This is a genomic window from Pseudonocardia sp. Ae150A_Ps1 (genome assembly GCF_001932315.1).
Classification (GTDB): Bacteria; Actinomycetota; Actinomycetes; order Mycobacteriales; family Pseudonocardiaceae; genus Pseudonocardia.
The window spans coordinates 5,355,257-5,375,481 of the sequence record NZ_MCIJ01000001.1; the positions used below are offsets into that span (position 1 = coordinate 5,355,257).

At 72.9% G+C, this 20,225-nt stretch carries 19 protein-coding genes and 1 pseudogene; 15 read left to right on the forward strand and 5 right to left on the reverse strand.

The features are described 5' to 3' along the window. The first annotated feature begins 11 nt into the window (after positions 1 to 11). From Ae150APs1_RS25230 to Ae150APs1_RS25270, 9 genes are all read left to right on the forward strand, one after another. The gene (locus Ae150APs1_RS25230; RefSeq protein WP_075300723.1) at positions 12 to 788 is read left to right on the forward strand and encodes a crotonase/enoyl-CoA hydratase family protein; all 777 of its coding nucleotides are present in this window, start codon (positions 12 to 14) and stop codon (positions 786 to 788) included. A gap of 55 nt (positions 789 to 843) precedes the next feature. Beyond that, complete coding sequence (gene fabG / locus Ae150APs1_RS25235) at positions 844 to 1,572, forward strand: 3-oxoacyl-ACP reductase FabG (protein WP_075300725.1); 729 nt, start codon at positions 844 to 846, stop codon at positions 1,570 to 1,572. A gap of 142 nt (positions 1,573 to 1,714) precedes the next feature. Further along, the gene (locus Ae150APs1_RS25240) at positions 1,715 to 2,323 is read left to right on the forward strand and encodes a DUF3159 domain-containing protein (protein ID WP_083680359.1); all 609 of its coding nucleotides are present in this window, start codon (positions 1,715 to 1,717) and stop codon (positions 2,321 to 2,323) included. Further along, complete coding sequence (locus tag Ae150APs1_RS25245; RefSeq protein ID WP_075300728.1) at positions 2,320 to 3,279, forward strand: amidohydrolase family protein; 960 nt, start codon at positions 2,320 to 2,322, stop codon at positions 3,277 to 3,279. Before Ae150APs1_RS25240 ends, Ae150APs1_RS25245 begins: the two co-directional genes overlap by 4 nt. After that, positions 3,269 to 4,315 carry an MBL fold metallo-hydrolase gene (locus Ae150APs1_RS25250; RefSeq protein ID WP_075300729.1) on the forward strand — a complete coding sequence of 349 codons (1,047 nt, stop codon included), beginning with the start codon at positions 3,269 to 3,271 and terminating at the stop codon, positions 4,313 to 4,315. The genes Ae150APs1_RS25245 and Ae150APs1_RS25250 overlap by 11 nt, the downstream gene beginning before the upstream one ends. After that, positions 4,312 to 5,469, forward strand: coding sequence for a VOC family protein (locus Ae150APs1_RS25255; RefSeq protein WP_075300730.1), 1,158 nt, complete (start codon positions 4,312 to 4,314; stop codon positions 5,467 to 5,469). Before Ae150APs1_RS25250 ends, Ae150APs1_RS25255 begins: the two co-directional genes overlap by 4 nt. Continuing rightward, complete coding sequence (locus Ae150APs1_RS25260; RefSeq protein ID WP_075300731.1) at positions 5,466 to 6,437, forward strand: fumarylacetoacetate hydrolase family protein; 972 nt, start codon at positions 5,466 to 5,468, stop codon at positions 6,435 to 6,437. The genes Ae150APs1_RS25255 and Ae150APs1_RS25260 overlap by 4 nt, the downstream gene beginning before the upstream one ends. Continuing rightward, positions 6,434 to 7,966 (forward strand): bifunctional 3-(3-hydroxy-phenyl)propionate/3-hydroxycinnamic acid hydroxylase, encoded by a 1,533-nt coding sequence (locus Ae150APs1_RS25265; RefSeq protein ID WP_075300732.1) that lies wholly within the window; start codon positions 6,434 to 6,436, stop codon positions 7,964 to 7,966. The genes Ae150APs1_RS25260 and Ae150APs1_RS25265 overlap by 4 nt, the downstream gene beginning before the upstream one ends. Further along, positions 7,963 to 8,922 (forward strand): enoyl-CoA hydratase-related protein, encoded by a 960-nt coding sequence (locus Ae150APs1_RS25270; protein WP_075300734.1) that lies wholly within the window; start codon positions 7,963 to 7,965, stop codon positions 8,920 to 8,922. Before Ae150APs1_RS25265 ends, Ae150APs1_RS25270 begins: the two co-directional genes overlap by 4 nt. Positions 8,923 to 8,998: 76 nt before the next feature. Here the strand turns inward: Ae150APs1_RS25270 and Ae150APs1_RS25275 are convergent, their stop codons facing one another. Further along, complete coding sequence (locus Ae150APs1_RS25275; RefSeq protein ID WP_249266474.1) at positions 8,999 to 9,631, reverse strand: TetR/AcrR family transcriptional regulator; 633 nt, start codon at positions 9,629 to 9,631, stop codon at positions 8,999 to 9,001. Between the two features lie 111 nt (positions 9,632 to 9,742). Between Ae150APs1_RS25275 and Ae150APs1_RS25280 the strand changes: the two genes are divergently transcribed. Genes Ae150APs1_RS25280 through Ae150APs1_RS25290 form a run of 3 tightly spaced genes read left to right on the forward strand, consistent with a single transcriptional unit; the run spans position 9,743 to position 12,866 of the window. Continuing rightward, positions 9,743 to 11,065, forward strand: a complete 1,323-nt coding sequence (locus Ae150APs1_RS25280; protein ID WP_075300736.1) for an alkyl sulfatase dimerization domain-containing protein — start codon at positions 9,743 to 9,745, stop codon at positions 11,063 to 11,065. Next, on the forward strand, positions 11,062 to 11,988 hold the full coding sequence (locus Ae150APs1_RS25285) for a PrsW family glutamic-type intramembrane protease (RefSeq protein WP_075300738.1): 927 nt from the start codon (positions 11,062 to 11,064) through the stop codon (positions 11,986 to 11,988). The genes Ae150APs1_RS25280 and Ae150APs1_RS25285 overlap by 4 nt, the downstream gene beginning before the upstream one ends. Beyond that, a complete protein-coding gene (locus tag Ae150APs1_RS25290) occupies positions 11,985 to 12,866 on the forward strand; it encodes an SAM-dependent methyltransferase (protein WP_010227746.1) in 882 nt (293 codons plus the stop codon). Before Ae150APs1_RS25285 ends, Ae150APs1_RS25290 begins: the two co-directional genes overlap by 4 nt. A gap of 124 nt (positions 12,867 to 12,990) precedes the next feature. Here Ae150APs1_RS25290 and Ae150APs1_RS25295 read toward each other — a convergent pair whose 3' ends face one another. From Ae150APs1_RS25295 to Ae150APs1_RS25305, 4 genes and pseudogenes are all read right to left on the reverse strand, one after another. Next, on the reverse strand, positions 12,991 to 13,878 hold the full coding sequence (locus Ae150APs1_RS25295) for a LysR family transcriptional regulator (protein ID WP_075300740.1): 888 nt from the start codon (positions 13,876 to 13,878) through the stop codon (positions 12,991 to 12,993). Between the two features lie 191 nt (positions 13,879 to 14,069). Beyond that, positions 14,070 to 15,380: an ABC transporter ATP-binding protein gene (locus Ae150APs1_RS34425; protein ID WP_212567258.1), complete on the reverse strand. Its 1,311-nt coding sequence runs from the start codon at positions 15,378 to 15,380 to the stop codon at positions 14,070 to 14,072. Positions 15,381 to 15,480: 100 nt separating this feature from the next. Next, positions 15,481 to 15,675 (reverse strand): annotated as a pseudogene (locus Ae150APs1_RS34430) (ABC transporter ATP-binding protein); the annotation flags it as partial. A gap of 175 nt (positions 15,676 to 15,850) precedes the next feature. Next, positions 15,851 to 17,599: an ABC transporter ATP-binding protein gene (locus tag Ae150APs1_RS25305; protein WP_139317059.1), complete on the reverse strand. Its 1,749-nt coding sequence runs from the start codon at positions 17,597 to 17,599 to the stop codon at positions 15,851 to 15,853. A gap of 259 nt (positions 17,600 to 17,858) precedes the next feature. Here Ae150APs1_RS25305 and Ae150APs1_RS25310 point away from each other — a divergent pair, with 259 nt between their 5' ends. The 3 genes from Ae150APs1_RS25310 (at position 17,859) to Ae150APs1_RS25320 (ending at position 20,225) form a co-directional block, all read left to right on the forward strand. Further along, positions 17,859 to 18,089: an MbtH family protein gene (locus tag Ae150APs1_RS25310; protein WP_010227755.1), complete on the forward strand. Its 231-nt coding sequence runs from the start codon at positions 17,859 to 17,861 to the stop codon at positions 18,087 to 18,089. Positions 18,090 to 18,162: 73 nt separating this feature from the next. Continuing rightward, positions 18,163 to 18,576 (forward strand): aspartate 1-decarboxylase, encoded by a 414-nt coding sequence (panD, locus tag Ae150APs1_RS25315; RefSeq protein ID WP_075300742.1) that lies wholly within the window; start codon positions 18,163 to 18,165, stop codon positions 18,574 to 18,576. An 8-nt stretch (positions 18,577 to 18,584) separates the two neighbouring features. Further along, positions 18,585 to 20,225: an AMP-binding protein gene (locus Ae150APs1_RS25320; RefSeq protein ID WP_249266475.1), complete on the forward strand. Its 1,641-nt coding sequence runs from the start codon at positions 18,585 to 18,587 to the stop codon at positions 20,223 to 20,225.

The following is a 20,225-nucleotide window of genomic DNA, read 5'->3' on the forward strand; positions in this document are numbered from 1 at the left end:
AGCCGCATCCCGTGACCACGACGACCGACCGGCCCGTGACGACCGGGGTCGACGACGGCGTGCTGGTGATGACGATCGTCCGCCCCGAGGTCCGCAACGCGGTGGACCGGGCGACCGCGGTCGCGCTCGCCGCCGCCGTCGACGAGCTCGATGCGGACCCCGACCTGCGGGTCGGGATCATCACCGGAGCCGGCGGCAACTTCTGCGCCGGCATGGACCTGAAGGCTTTCGCTCGCGGGGAACGGCCGTCCCTCCCGGGGCGCGGCTTCGCCGGGATCGTCGAGAGCCCGCCCCGCACCCCGCTGCTCGCCGCCGTCGAGGGATGGGCGCTGGCGGGCGGCTGCGAGCTGGCGCTGGCAGCCGACCTGATCGTGGCCTCGCGGGACGCGAAGTTCGGATTGCCCGAGGTCAGGCGCGGGCTCGTCGCCGGCGGCGGTGGTCTCCTCCGGCTGGCCAAGGTGCTGCCCTACCAGCAGGCCATGCAGATGGCCCTGACCGGGGAGCCCGTCACCGCGGACGTCGCGCATGCGCACGGTCTGGTCGCCCGGCTCGCCGAGCCGGGCGGGGCGCTCGCGGCGGCGCGGGAGCTCGCTCGGACCATCGCCGCCAACGCCCCGCGCGCGGTCCGGGCGTCGAAGCAGCTCGTCGCCGAGTCCGTGCACTACACCGCGCCGGCCGCCTTCGCGCGGCAGCGCGAGGTGGTCGAGCCGGTCCTGGCCTCCGACGATGCCGCCGAGGGCGCTGCGGCCTTCGTCGAGAAGCGCCGGCCGGTCTGGCACGACCGCTGACCCACCGACCCCGACCCCGACCCCGACCCCGACCCCGGACACGCGAGAGGCAGACATGCTCCAGGACCAGACGGCAGTGATCACCGGTGGGGCGAAGGGCCTCGGCCTCGCGATCGCCGAGACCTTCCTCGCGAACGGCGCGCGGGTCGTCCTCGCCGACATCGACGGCGACCTCGTCGGCGAGTCCGCCGAGAAGCTGAGGGCGGGGGCGATCGGGGTGGCGTGCGACGTCACCGATCCCGGTTCCGTGCAGCGCGCTGCGGACACCGCGGTCGGTGAGTTCGGCTCGCTCGACGTCTTCGTCAACAACGCCGGCATCACGCGGGACGCGACCATGCGGAGAATGACCCTCGAGGACTTCGAGGCCGTGCTGGACATCCATCTCAAGGGCACCTGGCTCGGTACCCGTGCCGCCGCCGCGGTGATGCGCGAGCAGGGGAGCGGCGCGATCGTGAACCTGTCCTCCATCTCCGGCAAGGTAGGGATGGCCGGGCAGACGAACTACAGCGCCGCCAAGGCAGGCGTGGTCGGTATGACCAAGGCTGCTGCCAAGGAGCTGGCCCATCGGGGGGTGCGGGTCAACGCCATCCAGCCCGGCCTGATCCGTACCGACATGACCGCCGCCCTGCGCCAGGACATCTTCGACGCGAAGGTGGCCGAGATCCCGTTGCAGCGGGTGGGCGACCCGAGCGAGATCGCCTCGGTCGCGCTGTTCCTGGCCGGCCGGATGTCGTCCTACATGACCGGCTGCGTCCTCGAGGTCGCCGGTGGCCGCCACATCTGAGGTCGTCCGCCGACGCCGGTGGGCGACGGTCACGGAGGTGGACGGGGTCCGGCTGCCGGGTGGGGCCGGCCCGGCAGAACTCAGGGACTTCTCAGCGTCCAGTACTTGAGGGTATTGAATACCGAGAAGTATCGTCACGGACATGGCTGTGGAGCACCCGTCCGGACCGCCGGCCCCGCTGAAGGGCCGTGACCTGCGACGACATCTCGCCGACGCCGTCCTGCCGAACATCGCCTTCCTGGTGGGTTACGAGGCGCTGGGAGTGCAGGAGGGAGTGATCGCGGCCGTCGCCGCGGGCCTGGTACTGGTCGTCGTACGCCTGCTCGCGCGCCGACGGCTCACCATGGTCGTCGCGGCCTTCGGCCTCGTGCTGCTGCACGTGCTGATGGTGCTGGTCACCGGGGAGGGCCGCGACTACTTCCTGCCGTGGCTGGTCGTCAACAGCCTTGCGACGGTCGTGTTCGCGGGCTCCTGGCTGATCCGGCGGCCGATCTCGATGCGGCTGTCCCGCTTCTCCGGCATGACCGACGACCCGGCCGCCCATCTCAGGGTCACCGCACTGTGGACCGGGTTCTGGGTGCTGCACCTGCTCGTCGGGGTCCCGCTGTACGCGGCGTCCCAGGTCGTCGCCCTCGGGGTGGCGAAGTTCGTGCTCGGCCCGCCCGCGATCGTCCTCTGGGGCTACCTCACCTGGCGCCTGCTGCGCACGCGTCCGGCGGCGGTGGCCGCCGCCGACGAGGAGCAGCGGTGACGTCGCCGTCGCTGACCGACGTCCACGCGCACTTCCTCACCGACCACTACGTCGAGGCGGCCGTCGCCGCGGGCCACACCACGCCGGACGGCATGCCGGCCTGGCCGCGCTGGTCGGCCGACCAGCACCTGTCCCTGATGGACGCGACCGGGATCGGGCGGTCCCTGCTGTCGGTGTCCTCGCCCGGGGTCCACTTCGGTGACGACGCCGCCGCCCGCGAGCTCGCCCGGCACGTCAACGACGCCGCCGCGGAGATCGTCGAGGCCCGGCCGGACCGGTTCGGGCACCTCGTCGCGCTTCCGCTGCCGGACGTCGGGGCGGCCGTCGCCGAGGCCCGTCGCGGGCTCGGCGAGCTGGGGGCCGACGGCGTGCTGCTACCGTCGAACGCCGCCGGGCTCTATCCGGGCGACCGGGCCCTCGATCCGCTGTTCGACGAGCTCGACGCGCGCGGAGCGCTCGTCCTGGTCCATCCCTCCGCGCCCCCGCACGCCGACGCCGTGTCCCGCGGCAGGCCGCTGCCGATGATCGAGTTCCTGTTCGACGCGGCGCGCTCCGCGGTCGACCTGGTGCTCGCCGACCGGATCGGCCGGCACCCGCGGATCCGGTGGGTGCTCACCCACGGCGGTGGCGTGCTGCCGCTGCTCACCGCGCGGGTGAACCTGTTCTCCCTGTTCGACCCGCAGGCACCGCGGCAGGACGTGGCCACCGCGCTGGCCGGGTGCTGGTTCGACTGCGCGGGGACCCCGCTGCCCGTCCAGCTGCCCGCGATCGCCGCCACCGTCGGCGACGCCCGCCTCGTCTACGGCAGCGACCACTGCTTCACGCCCGCCCCGGCCGTCGATGCCCAGATCGCCTCGCTGGCGGCGCCGGGACCGACCGGAACGTGGCGCGACCACCTCGCCACGAACACCCGTGCCCTGCTGCACGACGACGAGAGGAACCACCGTGACCGCTGACCGTGCACCCCTGACCTCCGACGCCCCGACCCGCCTCGTCCTGCTCGGCACCGCGGGCGGCCCCAACTGGTGGCTCGACGACCCGCGCTGCGGGATCTCGTCGGCCGTCGCCGTCGGAGACCGGTACTACCTGGTCGACTGCGGGCACGGTGTCGGCCCGCAGATCCGCCGCGCCCGGCTCGGCAACTGGGAGTCCCGGATGGCGGGCCCGCTCGACGCGCTCGGCGGGATCTTCCTGACCCACCTGCACTCCGGCCACGTCTGCGACCTCAACAACATCCTCACCACCGGCCTGGCGAACGGGCTGGGACTCGGCGGCCCGGTCCGGGTCTGGGGCCCGGGCAACCGTGGCGCCCTTCCCCCGGCCCGCCCCGGCAGCTCGCCGAACGCGGTCGCGCCGCAGAGCCCGACCCCCGGCACCGCGGAGATGGTCGAGAAGCTCCTCGGCACCTACGCGACCGACTACAACGACCGCTTCTTCGAGCAGGGCGTCGAGGTCCCCGACGGGTACCTCGCCGGGCACGACGTGCCGATCCCGGCCGAGTACACCGCCGACCCGAACGGGAACCCGCACCCGCGGATGAGCCCGGTGCCGTTCTTCGAGGACGACCGGATCCGGGTGTCGGCGACGCTCGTCCAGCACGCGCCGATCTTCCCGGCGCTCGCGTTCCGGTTCGACACCGACGACGGCTCGGTCGTGTTCTCCGGTGACACCGGGCCCAGCGACAACCTGGTCGAACTGGCCACCGGGGCGGACGTCCTCGTCCACGAGGTGATCGCCGACGACTGGGTCGCCGAGCACTTCCCCTCGCCGCGTGACCCGATGTCCGAGGCCATCTACCAGCACATGGTCGGCCAGCACACCCGCATCGCCGACGTCGGCCCGCTGGCCGAGCGGGCCGGGGTCGGGACGCTCGTCCTGAACCACTTCGTGCCGGCGACCTGGCCCGTCGAGCGCTGGGAGGACGCCGGCAAGGGCTTCTCCGGCCGGCTGGTCGTCGGCCACGACCTGGACCAGATCGGAGTAGGAGCATGACCGTCGAGATCCCCGCGCCCGCGGACCTGCCGGAGGCGGCGCACAGCGACCTGCACAGCGAGCACGGGCGACGCCGCGGCGAGCACCCGGGCCGGTCCCGCAACCCGGTGATCAAGGTCCGCGACCTCGCCTGGCTGCAGTTCGAGAAGCCGGACCTGGACCGGGCCGAGATCTTCGCCCGCGACTTCGGGTTCGCCGTCGCGTCCCGGACACCGGACGAGCTGCGGCTGCGCGGCACCCTGCCCGGCAGCGACGCCCTGGTCGTCCGCCGCGGGCCGTCGTCGCGCTTCGTCGGACCGGTCTTCCAGGCCGACGCGACGGAGGACCTCGAACGCCTCGCCCGGCACACCGGCTCGCCGGTCCGCCCGGTCGCACCCGGATGGCCGGGGTCCCTGGTGGAGCTGCGCGACCCGAGCGGGATCCCGGTCGCCGTCGTCGCCGGCGCCGACGAGCACGCCGGACTGCCCGGACAGGTGCCACTGACGCTGAACACCGGGCTGACGGCCGCGCGGGAGTTCCCGCGCGTCAACGCGACCCAGCGACCGGCCCGCGAACCGGCCCGGGTGCAGCGGATGGGGCACGTGGTCCTGGAGACACCGCGCTTCCGGTCCGCACTGGACTGGTACCTCGACACCCTCGGCCTGATCGTCAGCGACTTCCTCCACCTGCCCGACGACCGGGACTTCGGCCCGACGTTCGCCTTCCTGCGGTGCGACCGCGGCCGTGAACCGGCCGACCACCACACCCTGGCCATGCACCTCGGGCCCACCACCGGCTACGTCCACTCCGCCTACCAGGTCACCGACCTCGACGCGATCGCCGCCGGCGGCGAGTACCTGACCGAGCGCGGCCACCGGCGGTCCTGGGGGATCGGGCGGCACGTCCAGGGCAGCCAGCTCTTCGACTACTGGCGCGATCCCGACGGCCTCATGGTCGAGCACTTCGCCGACGGCGACGTCTTCGACGCCTCGGTCGAGCCTGGCTGGGCCTCGATGTCGTCGTCCGGGCTCGCCCAGTGGGGCCCGCCCGTCACCCGGGAGTTCCTCGACGGCGGCCCGTCCCGGCTCCTCGACGCCCTCGGCGCGCTCCGTGCCGAGGACACCGACCTGACCCCCGCCCGCCTGCGGGCCCTGATGAGAGCGATGAACTCATGAGCATCTCCGTCCTGCGCACCACCGACGCCTGGTACGTCGAGGCCACCGGCAGCACCTCCGACGCAGGCCGGGCGGTACCGATCGACACCGACGCGACGACGACGGCCGCGTTGCTGGCCGACCGTCCGGCCGTCGAGAAGGCGGCCGCCGCGCTGGCCGCGCCGACGGCGGAGGGCGCCGTCGACGTCGCGGGGCTGGACCTGGTCTCGCCGGTGACCACGCCGTGCCGGGTCGTCGCCCAGATGGTCAACTTCCGGTCGCACGCCACGGACTCCGGCTTCGACCCGGACACGGTGCTCCCGACGTTCTTCCGCAAGGCGTCGGGCTCGGTGTCGGCCCCGGACGCGACGATCGTGCGGCCCGAGCACGTCCGGCTGCTGGACTACGAGGTCGAGCTCGGCCTGGTCCTCGGCGCGCCGCTGCCGGTCGGCAGCGTCGTCACCGACGCCGACCTCGACCACTACGTGGCCGGGCTGGTCGTCACCGACGACGTCAGCGCCCGCGACATCCAGCTGCCGAAGGGCCAGTTCTACGAGTCGAAGTCGTACCCGACGTTCACCCCCGTCGGGCCCCGGCTCGTCCTGCTCGAGCCGGGCGACGCCGCGCACCTGGAACGGCTGCGGCTGCGGCTGTGGGTCAACGACGTGCTGCGCCAGGACCGCACCCTCGCCGACATGATCGTGCAGCCGGCCAGGGCACTCACGCTGCTCGCCCGGTTCCAGGAACTGGAGCCCGGCGACCTGCTCCTGACCGGGACGCCGGGTGGCACCGCGCTGAAGGCTCCGCGGCGGATCGTGGAGATCATCGGCGGGTTCCTCCCTCCGGAGCGGAAGTGGAAGGCCTTCGTCGGCCGGGCCGAGCGCAACCCCGACTACCTGCAGCACGGCGACGTCGTCACGGCCGCCATCGGCACCGACGACGGCCACCTGGACCTGGGCCGTCAGCGCAACCCGGTGGAGCACCGGTGACGGCCGGGCGGCCGGAGCACGCCGACGTCGTGATCGTGGGTGCGGGCCCGACCGGGATCAGTGCGGCGATCATGCTGGCCGACCGGGGCGTCGACGTTCTCGTGCTCGACCGCTGGACCGGCGTGTACCCCCGGCCCCGGGCGGTGTCGCTCGACGACGAGATCTTCCGGATCCTGGCCCGGATGGGCCTGGCCGAGGAGTTCGCCGCGATCTCGCGGCCCGCACTCGGGCTGCGGCTGATCGACGGAGCCGACCACCGGGTGCTCGGGGAGATCGGCCGGGCCGCTACCGGCAGGCACGGGTACCCGGAAGCCAGCATGTTCGACCAGCCGGAGCTGGAGCGGTTGCTGCGCAGCGCCCTGCGGCGCCGTCCCGGTGCCCGCATCCGCGGTGACGCCGAGGTGACCGGGATCGTCCGGCACGATCTCGCCCACGGGATCACCGTGCAGCTCACCGACCGGGTCACCGGCCGGGACGAGACGATCACCGCCGGGTACGTCCTGGGCTGCGACGGGGCCAACAGCGTGGTCCGCGACGCTCTCGGCTCCCGGATGGAGGATCTCGGCTTCACCCAACGCTGGCTCGTCGTGGACCTCGTGACCGGCGCCGATCTCGGCCGGTGGGAGGGCATCCACCAGGTCTGCTCGGCCGAGCGCGCCGCGACCTACATGCGGATCTCCGACGACCGGTACCGGTGGGAGTTCCAGCTCGCCGACGGCGAGTCCGCCGCGGACCACGGCACCGTGCACGCGCTGCGCCCGTTGCTGCGGCCCTGGCTGCGCGGCACGCCGGACGAGGACCTGACGCTCCTGCGGGTCACCGACTACACCTTCCGGGCCCAGCTCGCCGACCGCTGGCAGGACGGCCGGGTACTGCTGCTCGGGGACGCCGCGCACCTGACCCCGCCCTTCGTCGGGCAGGGGATGGGCGCCGGTCTGCGCGACGCCGCCAACCTGTCCTGGAAACTCGCCGGGGTGCTCCGCGGCGAGCTCCCGGAGTCCGATCTCGACAGCTATCAGGCGGAGCGCAGGCCGCACGCCCGCGCCATGATCCGGCAGGCGGTCTCGCTGGGCCGGGTGATGACCGGCGGCGGGCACGCGGGCGACGTCGCGCGGCGGACCGTCCTGCCGCGGCTGGCCGCGGCCGCCCGGCCCGAGCGGTTCGGGAGCGGGACACCCGCGCTGGGGCACTCGTCGCTCGTCCGGCGGCCACGGGGAACTCTCCGGTCCCGCGGACCGGCCGGGTCGCTCTGCCCCAACGCCGAGGTGCGCGGCACCGCTCGCCTCGACGAGATCGTCGGGGGCCGGTTCGCCGTGGTGACCGACACGCCCGTCGGACCGGCCCGGCGCCGCGAGGTGGAACGGGCGGGGGCGGCACTGGTCGAGGTCACGCCGGCCGACCCGCTCGGCCGCTGGCTGCGCGACGGCGGGGCGCACGCCGTACTCGTGCGCCCGGACGCGACGGTCCTCGCCTCGGGCCAGGCCCCGGAGCGGGTGCTCGCGCCCCTGCGGGACAGGAGGAACCGATGACCCGCCGAGCTGCCGGGCAGGGCTACGAGACCCTGCGCACGGAACAGGACGGGCGGGTGCTGACGGTCCTCGCGACCGATCCGCCCTACACCTACATGACCGCGGCGATGCAGGCCGACGTCGTCCGGCTGGTCGACGCGGTCGCCGACGACGACAGCGTCGGCGTGGTCGTGGTGACCGGCGGTGTCCCCGGGCGCTACATCACCCACTTCGACATCGGGGACCTCCTGCACACCGCCGAGCACACCCCGCGGCTCCCACCGGCCGCGGCCTGGGGGCTGGCCCGGGGGACCGCGTTGCTCGCCAGGGCCCACGGCCCCGTCCGGCACCTGCTGCGGAGCACCCCGCTGGCCGGCCTGCAGGCGCTCGCCGACTTCCAGCGGGCGGCCGAGGGCATCCTGCGCTCGCCCGCGGTGTGGATCGCCGCCGTCGACGGGCCGTGTGGTGGCGGAGGACTGGAGCTGTCGGTCTTCTTCGACCTGCGGTTCGCCTCGCCCGGTGCCCGGTTCCTGCTGCCGGAGCTGGCCCTCGGTCTGTCCACGACGTTCGGTGGGCAGCGGCTCGCCCGGTTGGTCGGCCCCTCCCGTGCGCTGGAGATCATGCTGGAGGCCCGGGCCTACACGGCGGAGGAGGCGGCCCGGTTCGGCCTCGTCGACGACGTCGTGCCCGCCGCGGACCTGCTGCCGCACACCCGGTCCCGTGCCGCCCGGTTCGCCCGCCGGCCACGGGCGGTGGTGGCCGCGCAGAAGCGGATCCTGCACGATCCCGACCGGGACACGGCGACGACGAGCCTGGTCCGGGAGACCGCGGCGCAGGTGCGCGGGTTCCCCGCGGCGACGGTCGCCCTGCGCCGGTGGCTGGAGCGGCAGGATCCGTCCGGGGAGTCGACGTTCCTCACCGACCCCGGGCCGTGGCAGGAGGGGACGGCCGCCGACCTGGTCGGGGGAGCGCGGTGACGCGGGCCGTGGACACCTCCCTCGGGTGCCCGCCGGATTCGCCCCGGCTGTGGTCCCCGGGGCGCGCCGCCCGTCCTCAGCGGACGAGGGCGTGCAGGGCGTCGGTGAACACGGCGACCACGGTGTCCCGGTCGACCTGCTCCGGGTCGGTGCCGTACTCGAGCACCAGGCCGAGCCGCAGCGACTGCATGGTCAGGGCGAGCTGCGCGGGCGGGACGGCCGGGGTGCGGCCGAGCCGGTCGCAGGCCCGCTCCAGCGCCGCGGCCAGCTCGTCGCGCAGGCTCCGCCGGACCTCGGTGTAGACCGCCCGCACCTCCGGGTCGTACGCCGCCTGCTGGGCGATCTCGACCAGCAGCCGGGCCCAGGTGGGGCCGGCGACGATCCCGTCGGCGAACACCTCGGCGATGTCCTCCAGCGCCCGGCCGGGCCGGTCCCGTGCCTGCAGCTCCGCGGCGCTCGTCGCGAGGTGGGCACTGACGCGCTGCTCGATCAGCTCGGCCAGCAGGGCGTGCTTGCTCGCGAAGTTCGAGTACACCGCCCCCTTGGTGAATCCCGCCGCGCGGGCGATCTCGTCGAGGCGGGCCGCCGCGTAGCCGCGCTGCGCGAACACCTCGGCGGCGGCGTCGAGCAGCCGGCTGCGCACCTCGTCCCGCTTCACCCGGGGGACCGGGCCCGCGTTCACCACGTCCGTGCCTCCACGTCCACTCACGGCCCACACGACACCGGCGGTGGCGGACCGGCGCGACCTGTTCAGTACCATGAAGTATCGAATACTACTCGGTATCGTTACAGGTGAATCAGCCGAGAGAGCGGAGGAGCCATGACCGACCTGCTCGACCTGTCCGCCCGGATCATCGACACCGGTGTGTGCGACGTCGCCGTGAACCGCACGAACCAGGAGCTGTCCGAGGTCGCCGAGGACGTCGCCGTCGTCGAGTCCTTCTCGCACTGCGTCGTCGTCCGCACGGACGAGGGGCTGGTGCTGTTCGACGCGAGCGGCGCCGGTACCGGCGCCGAGGTCGTCGACGCCGTCCGCCGGTGGAGCGACGAGCCGGTGCACACCCTCGTCTACACCCACGGGCACCTCGACCACGTCGGCGGGAGCGGTGCGGTCCTCGCCGACGCCGCCCGCCGCGGCCACCCGGCGCCGCGCGTGATCGCGCACGAGAACGTGCCGGGCCGGCTGTCCCGCTACCGGGGCACCGCCGGGTACAACATGCTGATCAACATGCGCCAGTTCGGCTGGCTGATGGACCCGGGCCGGACGGGCGGGACGGGTTCGGACGAGCTGCGGCCGTCGTTCGACGCCGCGCCGAGGGAGTTCGTGCCCTCCGACGTGGCCCTGCCCGACACCCTCGTCGGTGACGCGCTCGACCTCTCGGTCGGCGGGCTCGACATCGGGTTCCGGCACGCGCGGGGCGAGACCGACGACCACCTCTGGTCCTGGCTTCCCGGAAAGCGTGCGGTCAGCACGGGCGACCTGCTCATCTGGAACTTCCCGAACGCGGGCAACCCGCAGAAGGTGCAGCGCTACCCCGACGAGTGGGCCACCGCGCTGCGGGCGATCGTGGCCGAGGAACCGGAGCTGCTGCTCCCGGCGCACGGCCTGCCGATCGGCGGACGGGACCGGATCGCCGCGGTGCTCGGCGAGACAGCCGACGTCCTGGACGCGCTCGTGGCCCAGACCCTGGAGCTGATGAACGCCGGCGCTCCGCTCGACACCGTCCTGCACACCGTCTCCGTGCCGGAGGTGACGCTGGCCAAGCCCTTCCTCCAGCCGCTCTACGACGAGCCCGAGTTCGTCGTGCGCAACATCTGGCGGCTCTACGGCGGCTGGTACGACGGCAACCCGGCCCGGCTCAAGCCCGCCGCGGACGCGACCGTCGCCGCCGAGGTGGCCAGGCTCGCCGGCGGGGCCGCGGTCCTGGTGGAGCGGGCCGAGGAGAGCGTGGCCGCAGGGGACCTGCGCCTGGCCCGTCAGCTGGTGGAGTGGGCCGCCGGTGCCGCGCCCGACGACGCGGGCGTGCAGCGGGCACGAGCTGCGGTGTACGCGACCTGCAGTGAGGCCGAGGGCTCCCTGATGGCGAAGGGGATCTTCGCGTTCGAGTCGACGATGTCCGCGGGCCGGGGGACCGGGGCGTGATCGGCGGCGACCTGCTGCGCCGGGGAGCGCACCGCACGGCGCTGCGGGTGCTGCTCGGGGGACTCGCGCTCTGGGTCGCCACGGTGGTGGTCACCTGGACCACGCAGAACCCCACGCTGATCCCGACCGTCATCCTGCTCGGCTCCTTCCTGGTGCCGGTGGCCTTCGTCCTGTGGGCGGTCGACTCGGGCACCGAGCACGTGGCCGTGCGCGACGTCGTGCTCGCCTTCGTCGTCGGCGGCGTACTGGGGATCCTGGGCGCCTCGCTGCTGGAGACCCGGTTGCTCCAGGGCGGCGGACCGGTACTCGGCATGCTCGGGGTGGGGCTGATCGAGGAGCTGATGAAGCTCGGCGCGGTCTGGCTGCTCGCCCGGCGGCTCTCCGGCTACACGGTCCGCGACGGTGCGGTGTTCGGCGCGGCGGTCGGGCTCGGCTTCGCCGCGTTCGAGTCCGCGGGGTACGCGTTCAACGCCGCGCTCGGCCTGGGCGGCCTGGACCTGCGTGCCCTCGTCGAGACCGAGATCCTTCGCGGCCTGCTCGCCCCGGTCGGTCACGGGCTGTGGACCGCGGTCCTCGGGGCGACGCTGTTCGCCGCCGCCCGTGCGGCAGGACGGCTGCGGGTGACCGGCCCGGTGGTCGGCTGGTACCTGGTGGTGTCGCTGCTGCACGCCGTCTGGAACCTCTCCGGCGGGATCGCGGCCGTCGTCGTCTGGTTCCGCACCGCGCAGGTCTGGCAGTACCAGCTGCTCGCCGCTGGGCGGCTGCCCTCGCCGACCCCGGAGCAGGCCCACCTGTTCACACTCTGCTCGTGGGCGATCATGGTGATCGTCGCGGGGCTCGGCCTCGCCTGCCTGCGGCGCGTCCTCCCGCGGTCGCGCCCGGGCACGGGCCATCCGATGCAGGACGAGAGGACCGACGCATGACCATGTCCGACGATGTGCTGAGCGCTGTGTCCGGGGTGGGGAACACGGCGGTGTTCATCGCGGCCCTGCGCGCCGCGGGCCTCGGGCACCCCGACCGTCTGATCGAGTCCGACCCGATCGCCGAGGCGGTGACGGCGGCGGTCGGCGACGCACCCGTATCCCGGTTGTGGCGCGCCGCGGACGGCTCGCCCTCGGTGCTCGCCGACGCCCTGCGCGACTACGTCGCGATGCGGACCCGGTACTTCGACGAGCGGGTGCACTCCGCCGTCGACGAGGGGGTCCGGCAGATCGTCGTGCTCGGCGCGGGACTCGACGGCCGGGCCCACCGGATGCGGCTGCCGGACGCCACGATCTTCGAGATCGACGCACCTGAGGTCCTGCGGGCGAAGCGGCTGCTGGCCGAGAGCCGGAATCTCACGCCCACCACGTACGCGGTGCCGGTGCCCACCGACCTGCGCGACGGCGACTGGCCGGACGCGCTGCAGGCTGCCGGGTACGACCGGGACCTGCCCGCACTCTGGCTGGCCGAGGGCCTGCTGTTCTATCTCGCACCGGAGGACTGCGCCGCCCTGCTCGCCGCGGTCGGGGCGCTGAGCGCGCCGGGTTCGGCCTTCGCGACCGAGTACCCGCAGGGGGACCTGGCCGGAGCGCTCGACGACATCGACGGCGGGGCGGCGACCCGGGACATGATCGCCGCATTCGTGCAGGCGGGCCCGCAGCTGCCGCCGCAGCAGTGGTTCGCCGGCGCGGGATGGTCGGCGACCGCCCGGGACGTCGCGGACTGGGCGCGTGCGCTCGGCCGGACCCCGCCGGACTGGAGCACTTGGGACACCTTCACCTGGTGGTTCGCCACAGCCGACCCGGGACCGGGACGATGAGGCGACTGCAGGGTCGCGGGCGACTCGGATCGTCCACCAGGCCGACGCCGGGCCCACTCACGTGTGATCGACTCTGACCCGCAGTGCACATGGTGCCGCCGGTGTGGTGCGACCGGGTCCACCTTCAGGCGCCGTTCTCGGCTCGACCCTGTGTCCAGTCGTGATTCACGAAGGCGCCGGCGGCGTCGGAGAGGTGACGCCCACGGACCGTGAACAAGCCGATCGTTCGGGAAGGCGGCCGGCGCAGCCTTCTGACGATGACATTCCCGACTGCTGCTTCGGCTGTCATGCGTGGAACGAGTGCCACGCCGAGATTGCTCGCCACGAGCTTCTCGGGGGTGCTGCACTCATGGAGGATGTGAGCCTCGTGCTCTTCGGCTCGCAGGAGTGAGACGAGGACCTCGCGGACGACCGACCCACGGGGATAGCTGACGAACCGTTCGCCGACGAGGTCCTTCGGGTCGAGCCGATCGTGGCGGGTCAGCCGATGCCCGGTGGGTACGGCGACGACGAGCTCCTCGACGAAGAGTGGTCGCCGTTCCAGCGCGGTCGAGCCGTCGCCGAGTCGATCGTCGCTGAGGGCGAGGTCGATGGTGCCCTCGCGCAGACTGCGCAACATCTCTACCGGCGTCGCCTCGTGGATGGCGACATCCACCTGGGGAAAACAGTGGTGGAACCGGGGTAGCTCGCGGGTGAGCAGCGTGGTCACGAGCGAGTTCAGAGCGCCGACGACGGTGGTGCCACTCGGGGCGTCCGGTTCGTCCTGGACCGCGATTCGTGCGCGTTCGACCTCGGCGAGGATGACCTCGGCGCGGGCGAGGAGACGCTCACCGGCGGCCGCGAGCACGACGCGTCTTCCGTGGCGTTCGAAGAGGTCCACTCCGAGTTCGCGCTCGAGCGCGCTGACCTGTTGGGACAGCGCAGGCTGTGCGACGTTCAGTCGTTCGGCGGCTCTGGTGAAGTGCGACAACCGTGCCGCTTCGACGAAGTGCCTCAGCTGTCTGAGTTCCATCCGTCAACGTCTCCACGGTGTGATGATCGCGGTGAACCGGTCGCCGGAGGCCTCTCCGGAGACTCCGAGCGCGGTCGGCCGGTGAGTCGATGGTGTCGCCGCAGAGTGGTTGCTGCGATCCGCACATCGGGTCCGTTCGCCCGGCGAGGGGGTCGGGTCCGGGCGAGGCGACCCGGTGGCCGGTGGCGGGCTCACCGCTCGTCTGCGATCACCGGATCGCCGCCGCTCCAGGAGTGCCACAGCTGCGCGTACAGTCCATCCACTGTGGTCAGTTCGGCGTGGGTGCCGACCTGTACGACTCGCCCGCCGTCCATGACGACGATCCGGTCGCAGGTCGCGGCCTGTGAGAGCCGGTGCGCGATCACCAGTCCTGCCCGTCCTCGCAGCGCAGCCTCCGAGCAGCGGTCGAGCAGCTCGGCCTTGCTCGACCCGGCCTCCGCGGTCGCCTCGTCGAAGATCGCCAGTTCGGGGTCGGCGAGCAGCGCCCTCGTCAGCGCGACCTGCTGGGACTGCGCCGAGGTCAGCGTGTGCCCGGCCGCTCCCAGGGTCGTGTCCAGACCGTCGGGCAGCAGATCGAGCAACCCCGCCGCGCCGGTCGCGTCCAGTGCGGCGACGATCCGGGCGTCGTCTGCGTCTGGTGCTGCCAGGGCCAGGTTCTCCCGCAGGGTGCCGGCGAAGACGTGGGCGTCCTGGGTGATCAGGATCGTGTGATCAGGTCGGGTGACGGTGCCGTGGTCGGGTCGGTGGATCCCGGCGAGCAGGCTCGCGACCGTGGTCTTCCCTGCGCCGGACGCGCCGACCAGCGCGACCCGTTCGCCGGGCCCCACGGTGAGGTCGATCCCGTGCAGCACCCGTGGTCCACCGGGGTAGCCGAAGCTGACGCCGTGCAGCCTGGCCACCGCGGTGTCCGCCGACGTCGCGGTCGGCGGCCCGGCCGGTCCGTCGTGCGCGGGCACCGTGATCACGCCGACGATCCGGTTCAGCGCGGCGATGGCCGCCTGCAGGACATCGATCACCATCAGCAGCAGGGTGATCGGAGCGAACAGTCGCAGGAAGAACAGCATCGCTGTGGTCGCGGTGCCGACGGTCGAGGTCCCGGCTCCGATCAGCAGGCAGCCGGTGATCAGGATTGCGGACAGGCCCAGGTACTCGGCCAGGTTCAGCCGTCCGACGAACATGTTCTGCACGGTGCGGGCACGCATGGTGTGGCGCAGCATCGTCCACGATGCCTCGATCACCCGGTCGTGGCGGTGCGGGCCGAGTCCGTAGGCCTGCACGGTCTGGAATCCGTGCAGCGACTCCAGTATCTGCTGGGCGCGTGCACCCGCCGCGGCTCGCTGTGCCGCGTAGATCCTCGGCGCGGTGGCGAGGTACCAGCGCAGAGCGACCAGGTACACCGGCAGTGTCAGTGTCAGCGCGAGCCCGTACCTCCAGTCCAGCGCGGTCAGGCCGGCCAGCGCGACCACGATGGTGAACGCCGCCGAGGTGAGCGCGGGGATCACCCGTTGCGCGGACCCGGCGATCTGCGCGACGTCGTCTCGCGCGGGCGATCAGGTCACCGGTCCCGGACCGTTCCACGACGCTCTGTGGCAACCGCATCGCGTTGGCCACCAGCCGTTCGCGGAGCTCGGCCAGCATCGTCTGGTACAACCGACCCGCCAGCACGGCGGTGACAGCGGCTCCTGCCGCACCGGTCGTGGTCGCACCCACCATCGCGGCGATGCTCCACCCGACAGGGGCCGCGTCGGCGGTCCCGGCGGCGACGGAGTTGATGAGGCGGCCGAGTACCACCGGCATGGCGAGCTCGAGCGCGGCGCTGCCGAGCCCGCACAGCACGACGGCGAGGAGCCGGAGCCGGTGCCCGCGGCTCGCCCGCACGAGCTCACGCCATGTCTCGCTGCCGGTGGCGACGGGCAGGCCCCCGACCGCCGTCGGGTCCGCCGTCGCGCGGTCCGCTGTGGTCGTCACCGGGTCACCGGAGCCCTGGCGTGGACGACCGGCGGCCCAGCTCGACGACCCGGTCGCAGCCCTCGAGCAGTACCGGCGAGGTGGTGATCACCAGGGTCGACCGGCCCGCGCGCGCTGCGCGCAGCCGCTGGGCGATCGCAGTGCCGGTCACCGAGTCGACCGCGGCCGCCGGTTCGTGCAGGACCAGCACGGCGGGGTCGCGGGTGTAGGCCCTGGCCAGGGCCAGGCGCTGGCGCTGACCGCCGGAGAGGCGGTTGCCGTTCTCGCCGACCTCGGTGCTGAGGCCGTGGTCGGCGCCGAGGGTGAAGTCCTCGCAGGCGGCGGCCCACAGTGCCCCGGTCCGGCGCTCCGCCGGGACGCCGGGCAGGTCCAGGTTGTCGGCGACGGTCCCGCTGAACAGGCTCGCCTCGTGTGGCGCGACGAGGACCACCTCCCGGTAGCCCGCCGGATCCAGTCGCCCTGCCGGGTCGCCGTCGACCAGGACCGTCGTGGCGCCGTCACCGTCGCGGGGAGAGGTCAGCGCCTGGACGATCCCGGTGGCGGTCCGCTCGTCGGTGTGCAGCCCGAGCAGGTCCCCCGGGGCGAGGCGGACCGGGGCGTGCCCGTCGATGCTGATCTCCAGGGTCGGCAGGTGTGCGGGTGCCGGGGCAGGTGTCCGCACCGAGTGGTCGCCGGTTCCCGGGGCGCTGAGCAGCAGGTCCAGCACCCGTGCGCCGGAGCCCACCGCTGCCGCCCACACGGCGCCCGCGTTGGCGGTCAGCATGTTGAGCGGCGGCAGGAGTGCCTGGGTGAGCCCCGCGACCGCGATGAGCTCGCCGATGGTGATCGCCCCGGTGACCGCGAACCAGCCCGCCAGCCCGGCGACTGCGGCGACGAACACGCCGCCGATCGTGTTGCTTCCGGCGAGGTAGCGGCCGAGGGCGTCGGTGTTGCGGTACGCGCCGTCGAGGGCGGTCCGGCTCTCCCGGCGGTAGCGGCGGGTCGCCTCGTCCTCGGCTCGGATGCCCTTGATGACCCGGTAGCCGGTGACGAGGTCGGTGGCCCGGCCGACAGCGTCGGCGAGAAGTGCCTGGGCGTGCCGCGCAGTCCGTGCGAACGGCCCGCTCAGTGCGCCCATCAGCCAGACCACGACCGGTGCGCCCAGCAGCACCACGGTCCCGATCGGCCAGTGGATCATCAGCAGTGCCACCGCGATGAACGCGATCCCGGCCAGCTCGCCGACCGGGTAGACACCCAGGTTCACCGCTGTCGCGAGGCGGGTGACGTCGTTGGTCGTGGTGGACAGGAGTGATCCGTCGGCCTGTCGTACTCGTCCGTCGGGCGGGTGGAGGACCGTGCCGGACAGGGTGCTGCGCAGCCGGTGCTCGACCATCTGGACTGCTCGTGCGGCGAGCTGCGCGCTGAACCGTGTGCCCACGGCCAGGAACACGAAGTTCGCCCCGAGAAGTAGCAGCCATCCGGTCAGCTGGACGAAGTCGCCGCTCTGCAGCGCCCGGTCGATCGCCAGCCCCATGATCACCGGTACCAACGCGGTGCAGGTGTGCTGGACGACGGCGAGCCCCGCAGCCGGGACCGTCAGCCTCGGCGACGAGGTGGCGACCCGGGCGGTGAACCGCCGCGCGCTGATCCGCCCGTCGACGGTGAACGGATCCACCGCGAGTGGGTCCGGCGGGACCTGCAGGAACACCGGAAACCGGCGGGTGAGCCGGCCGCGGCCGAGGTCCGCCGGGTCGGCGAGGCGGTCACCGCGCACGAGCTGCCTGGGAAGTCGTCATGTCATCCATCGCGATGGTCGGTGTGGACGTCTGGCAGCCGTCCAGGGAAAAGGGCAGGCTAACCAAAGCGGACATTGTCGACGAAGCGGACAAAGCGGTGACTCTACCTACACGAGTAAAGCTAGCCTAAACTAATAGTCAAGATCTACTGTTCGTTCTCGGATCCCGCACCGGCATCGACCACCGCGTCGACCGTGCCACGACCGGCGGGACGCAACCCCGACGAAGACGGATGCGATGGCCACGAACCCGTTCGACGACGCCGACGGAAGCTTCTACGCACTGGTCAATCGCGAGGGTCAGTACTCGCTGTGGCCGACGTTCCAGGTGGTGCCGAGCGGGTGGACCGTCGCCCACGGCGAACCCGCGGGCAGACCGCGCCAGGAGGTTCTCGACTGGATCGAACGGACCTGGACCGACCTGCGCCCGCGATCGCTGCGGGACCGCGCCGACACCGCGAGTCCGTGACCGGGCCCGCCGCGACCGGTCCGCGGGACACGTCCCCAACGTCGCTCTGATCGCCGATCCCGGGAGGAACCCGATGCTTCGCACCGTCCTCGGTGGAAAGATCCACCGCGCGACCGTGACCCAGGCCGACCTGCACTACGTCGGTTCGCTGACGCTCGACTCCACGCTGGCCGCCGCCGCCGGACTGGTCGAGGGCGAGAAGGTGCAGGTCGTCGACATCACCAACGGCGCGCGACTCGAGACGTACGTGATCCTGGGCGATCCCGATTCGGGCGTCATCTGTATCAACGGTGCCGCCGCCCACCTGGTCCGCCCCGGCGACCTCGTCATCATCATCTCGTACCTGCTCGCCGAGGACGCCGAACTCGCCGGGCACGACCCGCGCGTCGTCCACGTCGACGCCGAGAACCGCATCGTCAAGCTCGGCGAGGACCCGGGTGAACCGGTGCCCGGGGCGACCGACCAGTTCGATTCCCGGGTCTCGTGAACCCCGCGGTGCCCGGGCCCGAGCCGCTCGTCCTCGACGGCGTCGTCGGATACCCCGAGGAGATCGCCGCCCGCTACCGGCGGGACGGCTACTGGATCGACCAGACGTTCTCCGAGATGTTGTTCGAGACCGTCGACCGGGTGCCCGACGACGTCGCGATCATCGCCGGGGACACGCGGTTGAGCTACGCCGAGCTCGGCGAGCGGGTGCTGCGGCTGGCCGCCGGATTCCGCGACCTGGGGATCGGGCGCGGCGACCGCGTCGTCGTCCAGTTGCCCAACGTCGGGGAGTTCGTTCCGCTGGTGTTCGGGCTGTTCGGGCTGTTCGAGCTCGGCGCGATCCCGGTGCTGGCGCTCGCCGCACACGAGCGCAGCGAGATCGCGCACTTCGCCGACCTGGCCGAGGCGCGTGCCTATGTGACCGTGGACCGGCACGACGGTGTCGACCTGGGCGCGCTGGCGGCGCAGATCGCGGAGTCCTCGCCGACCGTGGAACACACCGTCGTCCTGGACCGGTCCGGTGGGGGCGCGGCCCTCGAGACGCTGCTGGCTCACGACCCGCTGCCCCGCGAGCGTCGCTGCCTACCGGGAGACGTCGCGTTCCTGCAGCTCTCCGGTGGTACGACCGGGACATCGAAGCTCATCCCACACACCCACGAGGGGTATCTCGGGTCGATGCGGCAGGCGGTGCGCGTGGGCGGGACCACCGCGTCGTCGGTCCAGCTGGTCGTGCTGCCGATGCCGCACAGCTTCGCGATGCGCTCCCCGGGGTTCCTGGGGGCCCTGCACGTCGGCGCCACCGTCGTCGTGGCTTCCGACCCGAGCCCGGACACGGCGTTCGCGCTGGTCGCCCGGCACGGGGTGACCGAGACCGCGCTGGTCCCGCCGCTGGCCCTGTTGTGGCTGAACTCGTCGCTGCGGCCGGAGGCGGACCTGTCCAGCCTGCAGGTCGTCCGGGTCGGCGGCGCGAAGTTCGGCGCCGAGGCGGCCCGGCGCATCCGGGCGGAGCTGGGTGCGACGCTGCAACAGAGCTACGGCATGGCCGAGGGGTTGCACACGTTCACCGATCTCGACGCCGACGAGGAGACGATCACCACCCGGCAGGGCAGGCCGACCTCCGAGGCCGACGAGATCCTGGTCGTGGACGACGAGGACCGGCCGGTGCCCCCGGGCAGCCCCGGGCACCTGCTGACCCGCGGCCCGGCCACCGTGCGCGGCTACTACCGCACTCCCGCCCACGACGCGCAGGTCTTCACGGCGGACGGCTTCTACCGCGTCGGCGATCTCGTCGAACAGGACGACCGCGGCTACCTCACGGTGGTGGGTCGGGCGAAGGACCAGATCAACCGGGGCGGGGAGAAGGTCGCGCCCGAGGAGGTCGAGAACCACCTCCTCGCCCACCCGGCGGTGCACGACGCCTCCGTCGTCGGGGTCCCGGACGACGCGCTGGGCGAGCGCACGAAGGCCTACCTCGTGCCGCGCCAGGGGATCGACCGGTCGGTGCTCACCGTCGCCGGGACCCGGTCGTTCCTGCGGGAGCGCGGGCTGGCGGCCTACAAGCTCCCCGACCTCGTCGAGGTCGTCGAGACGTTCCCGAGCACGGTGGCCGGCAAGGTCAGCAAGCGGGCTCAGCGAGCGAAGAAGGAGTGA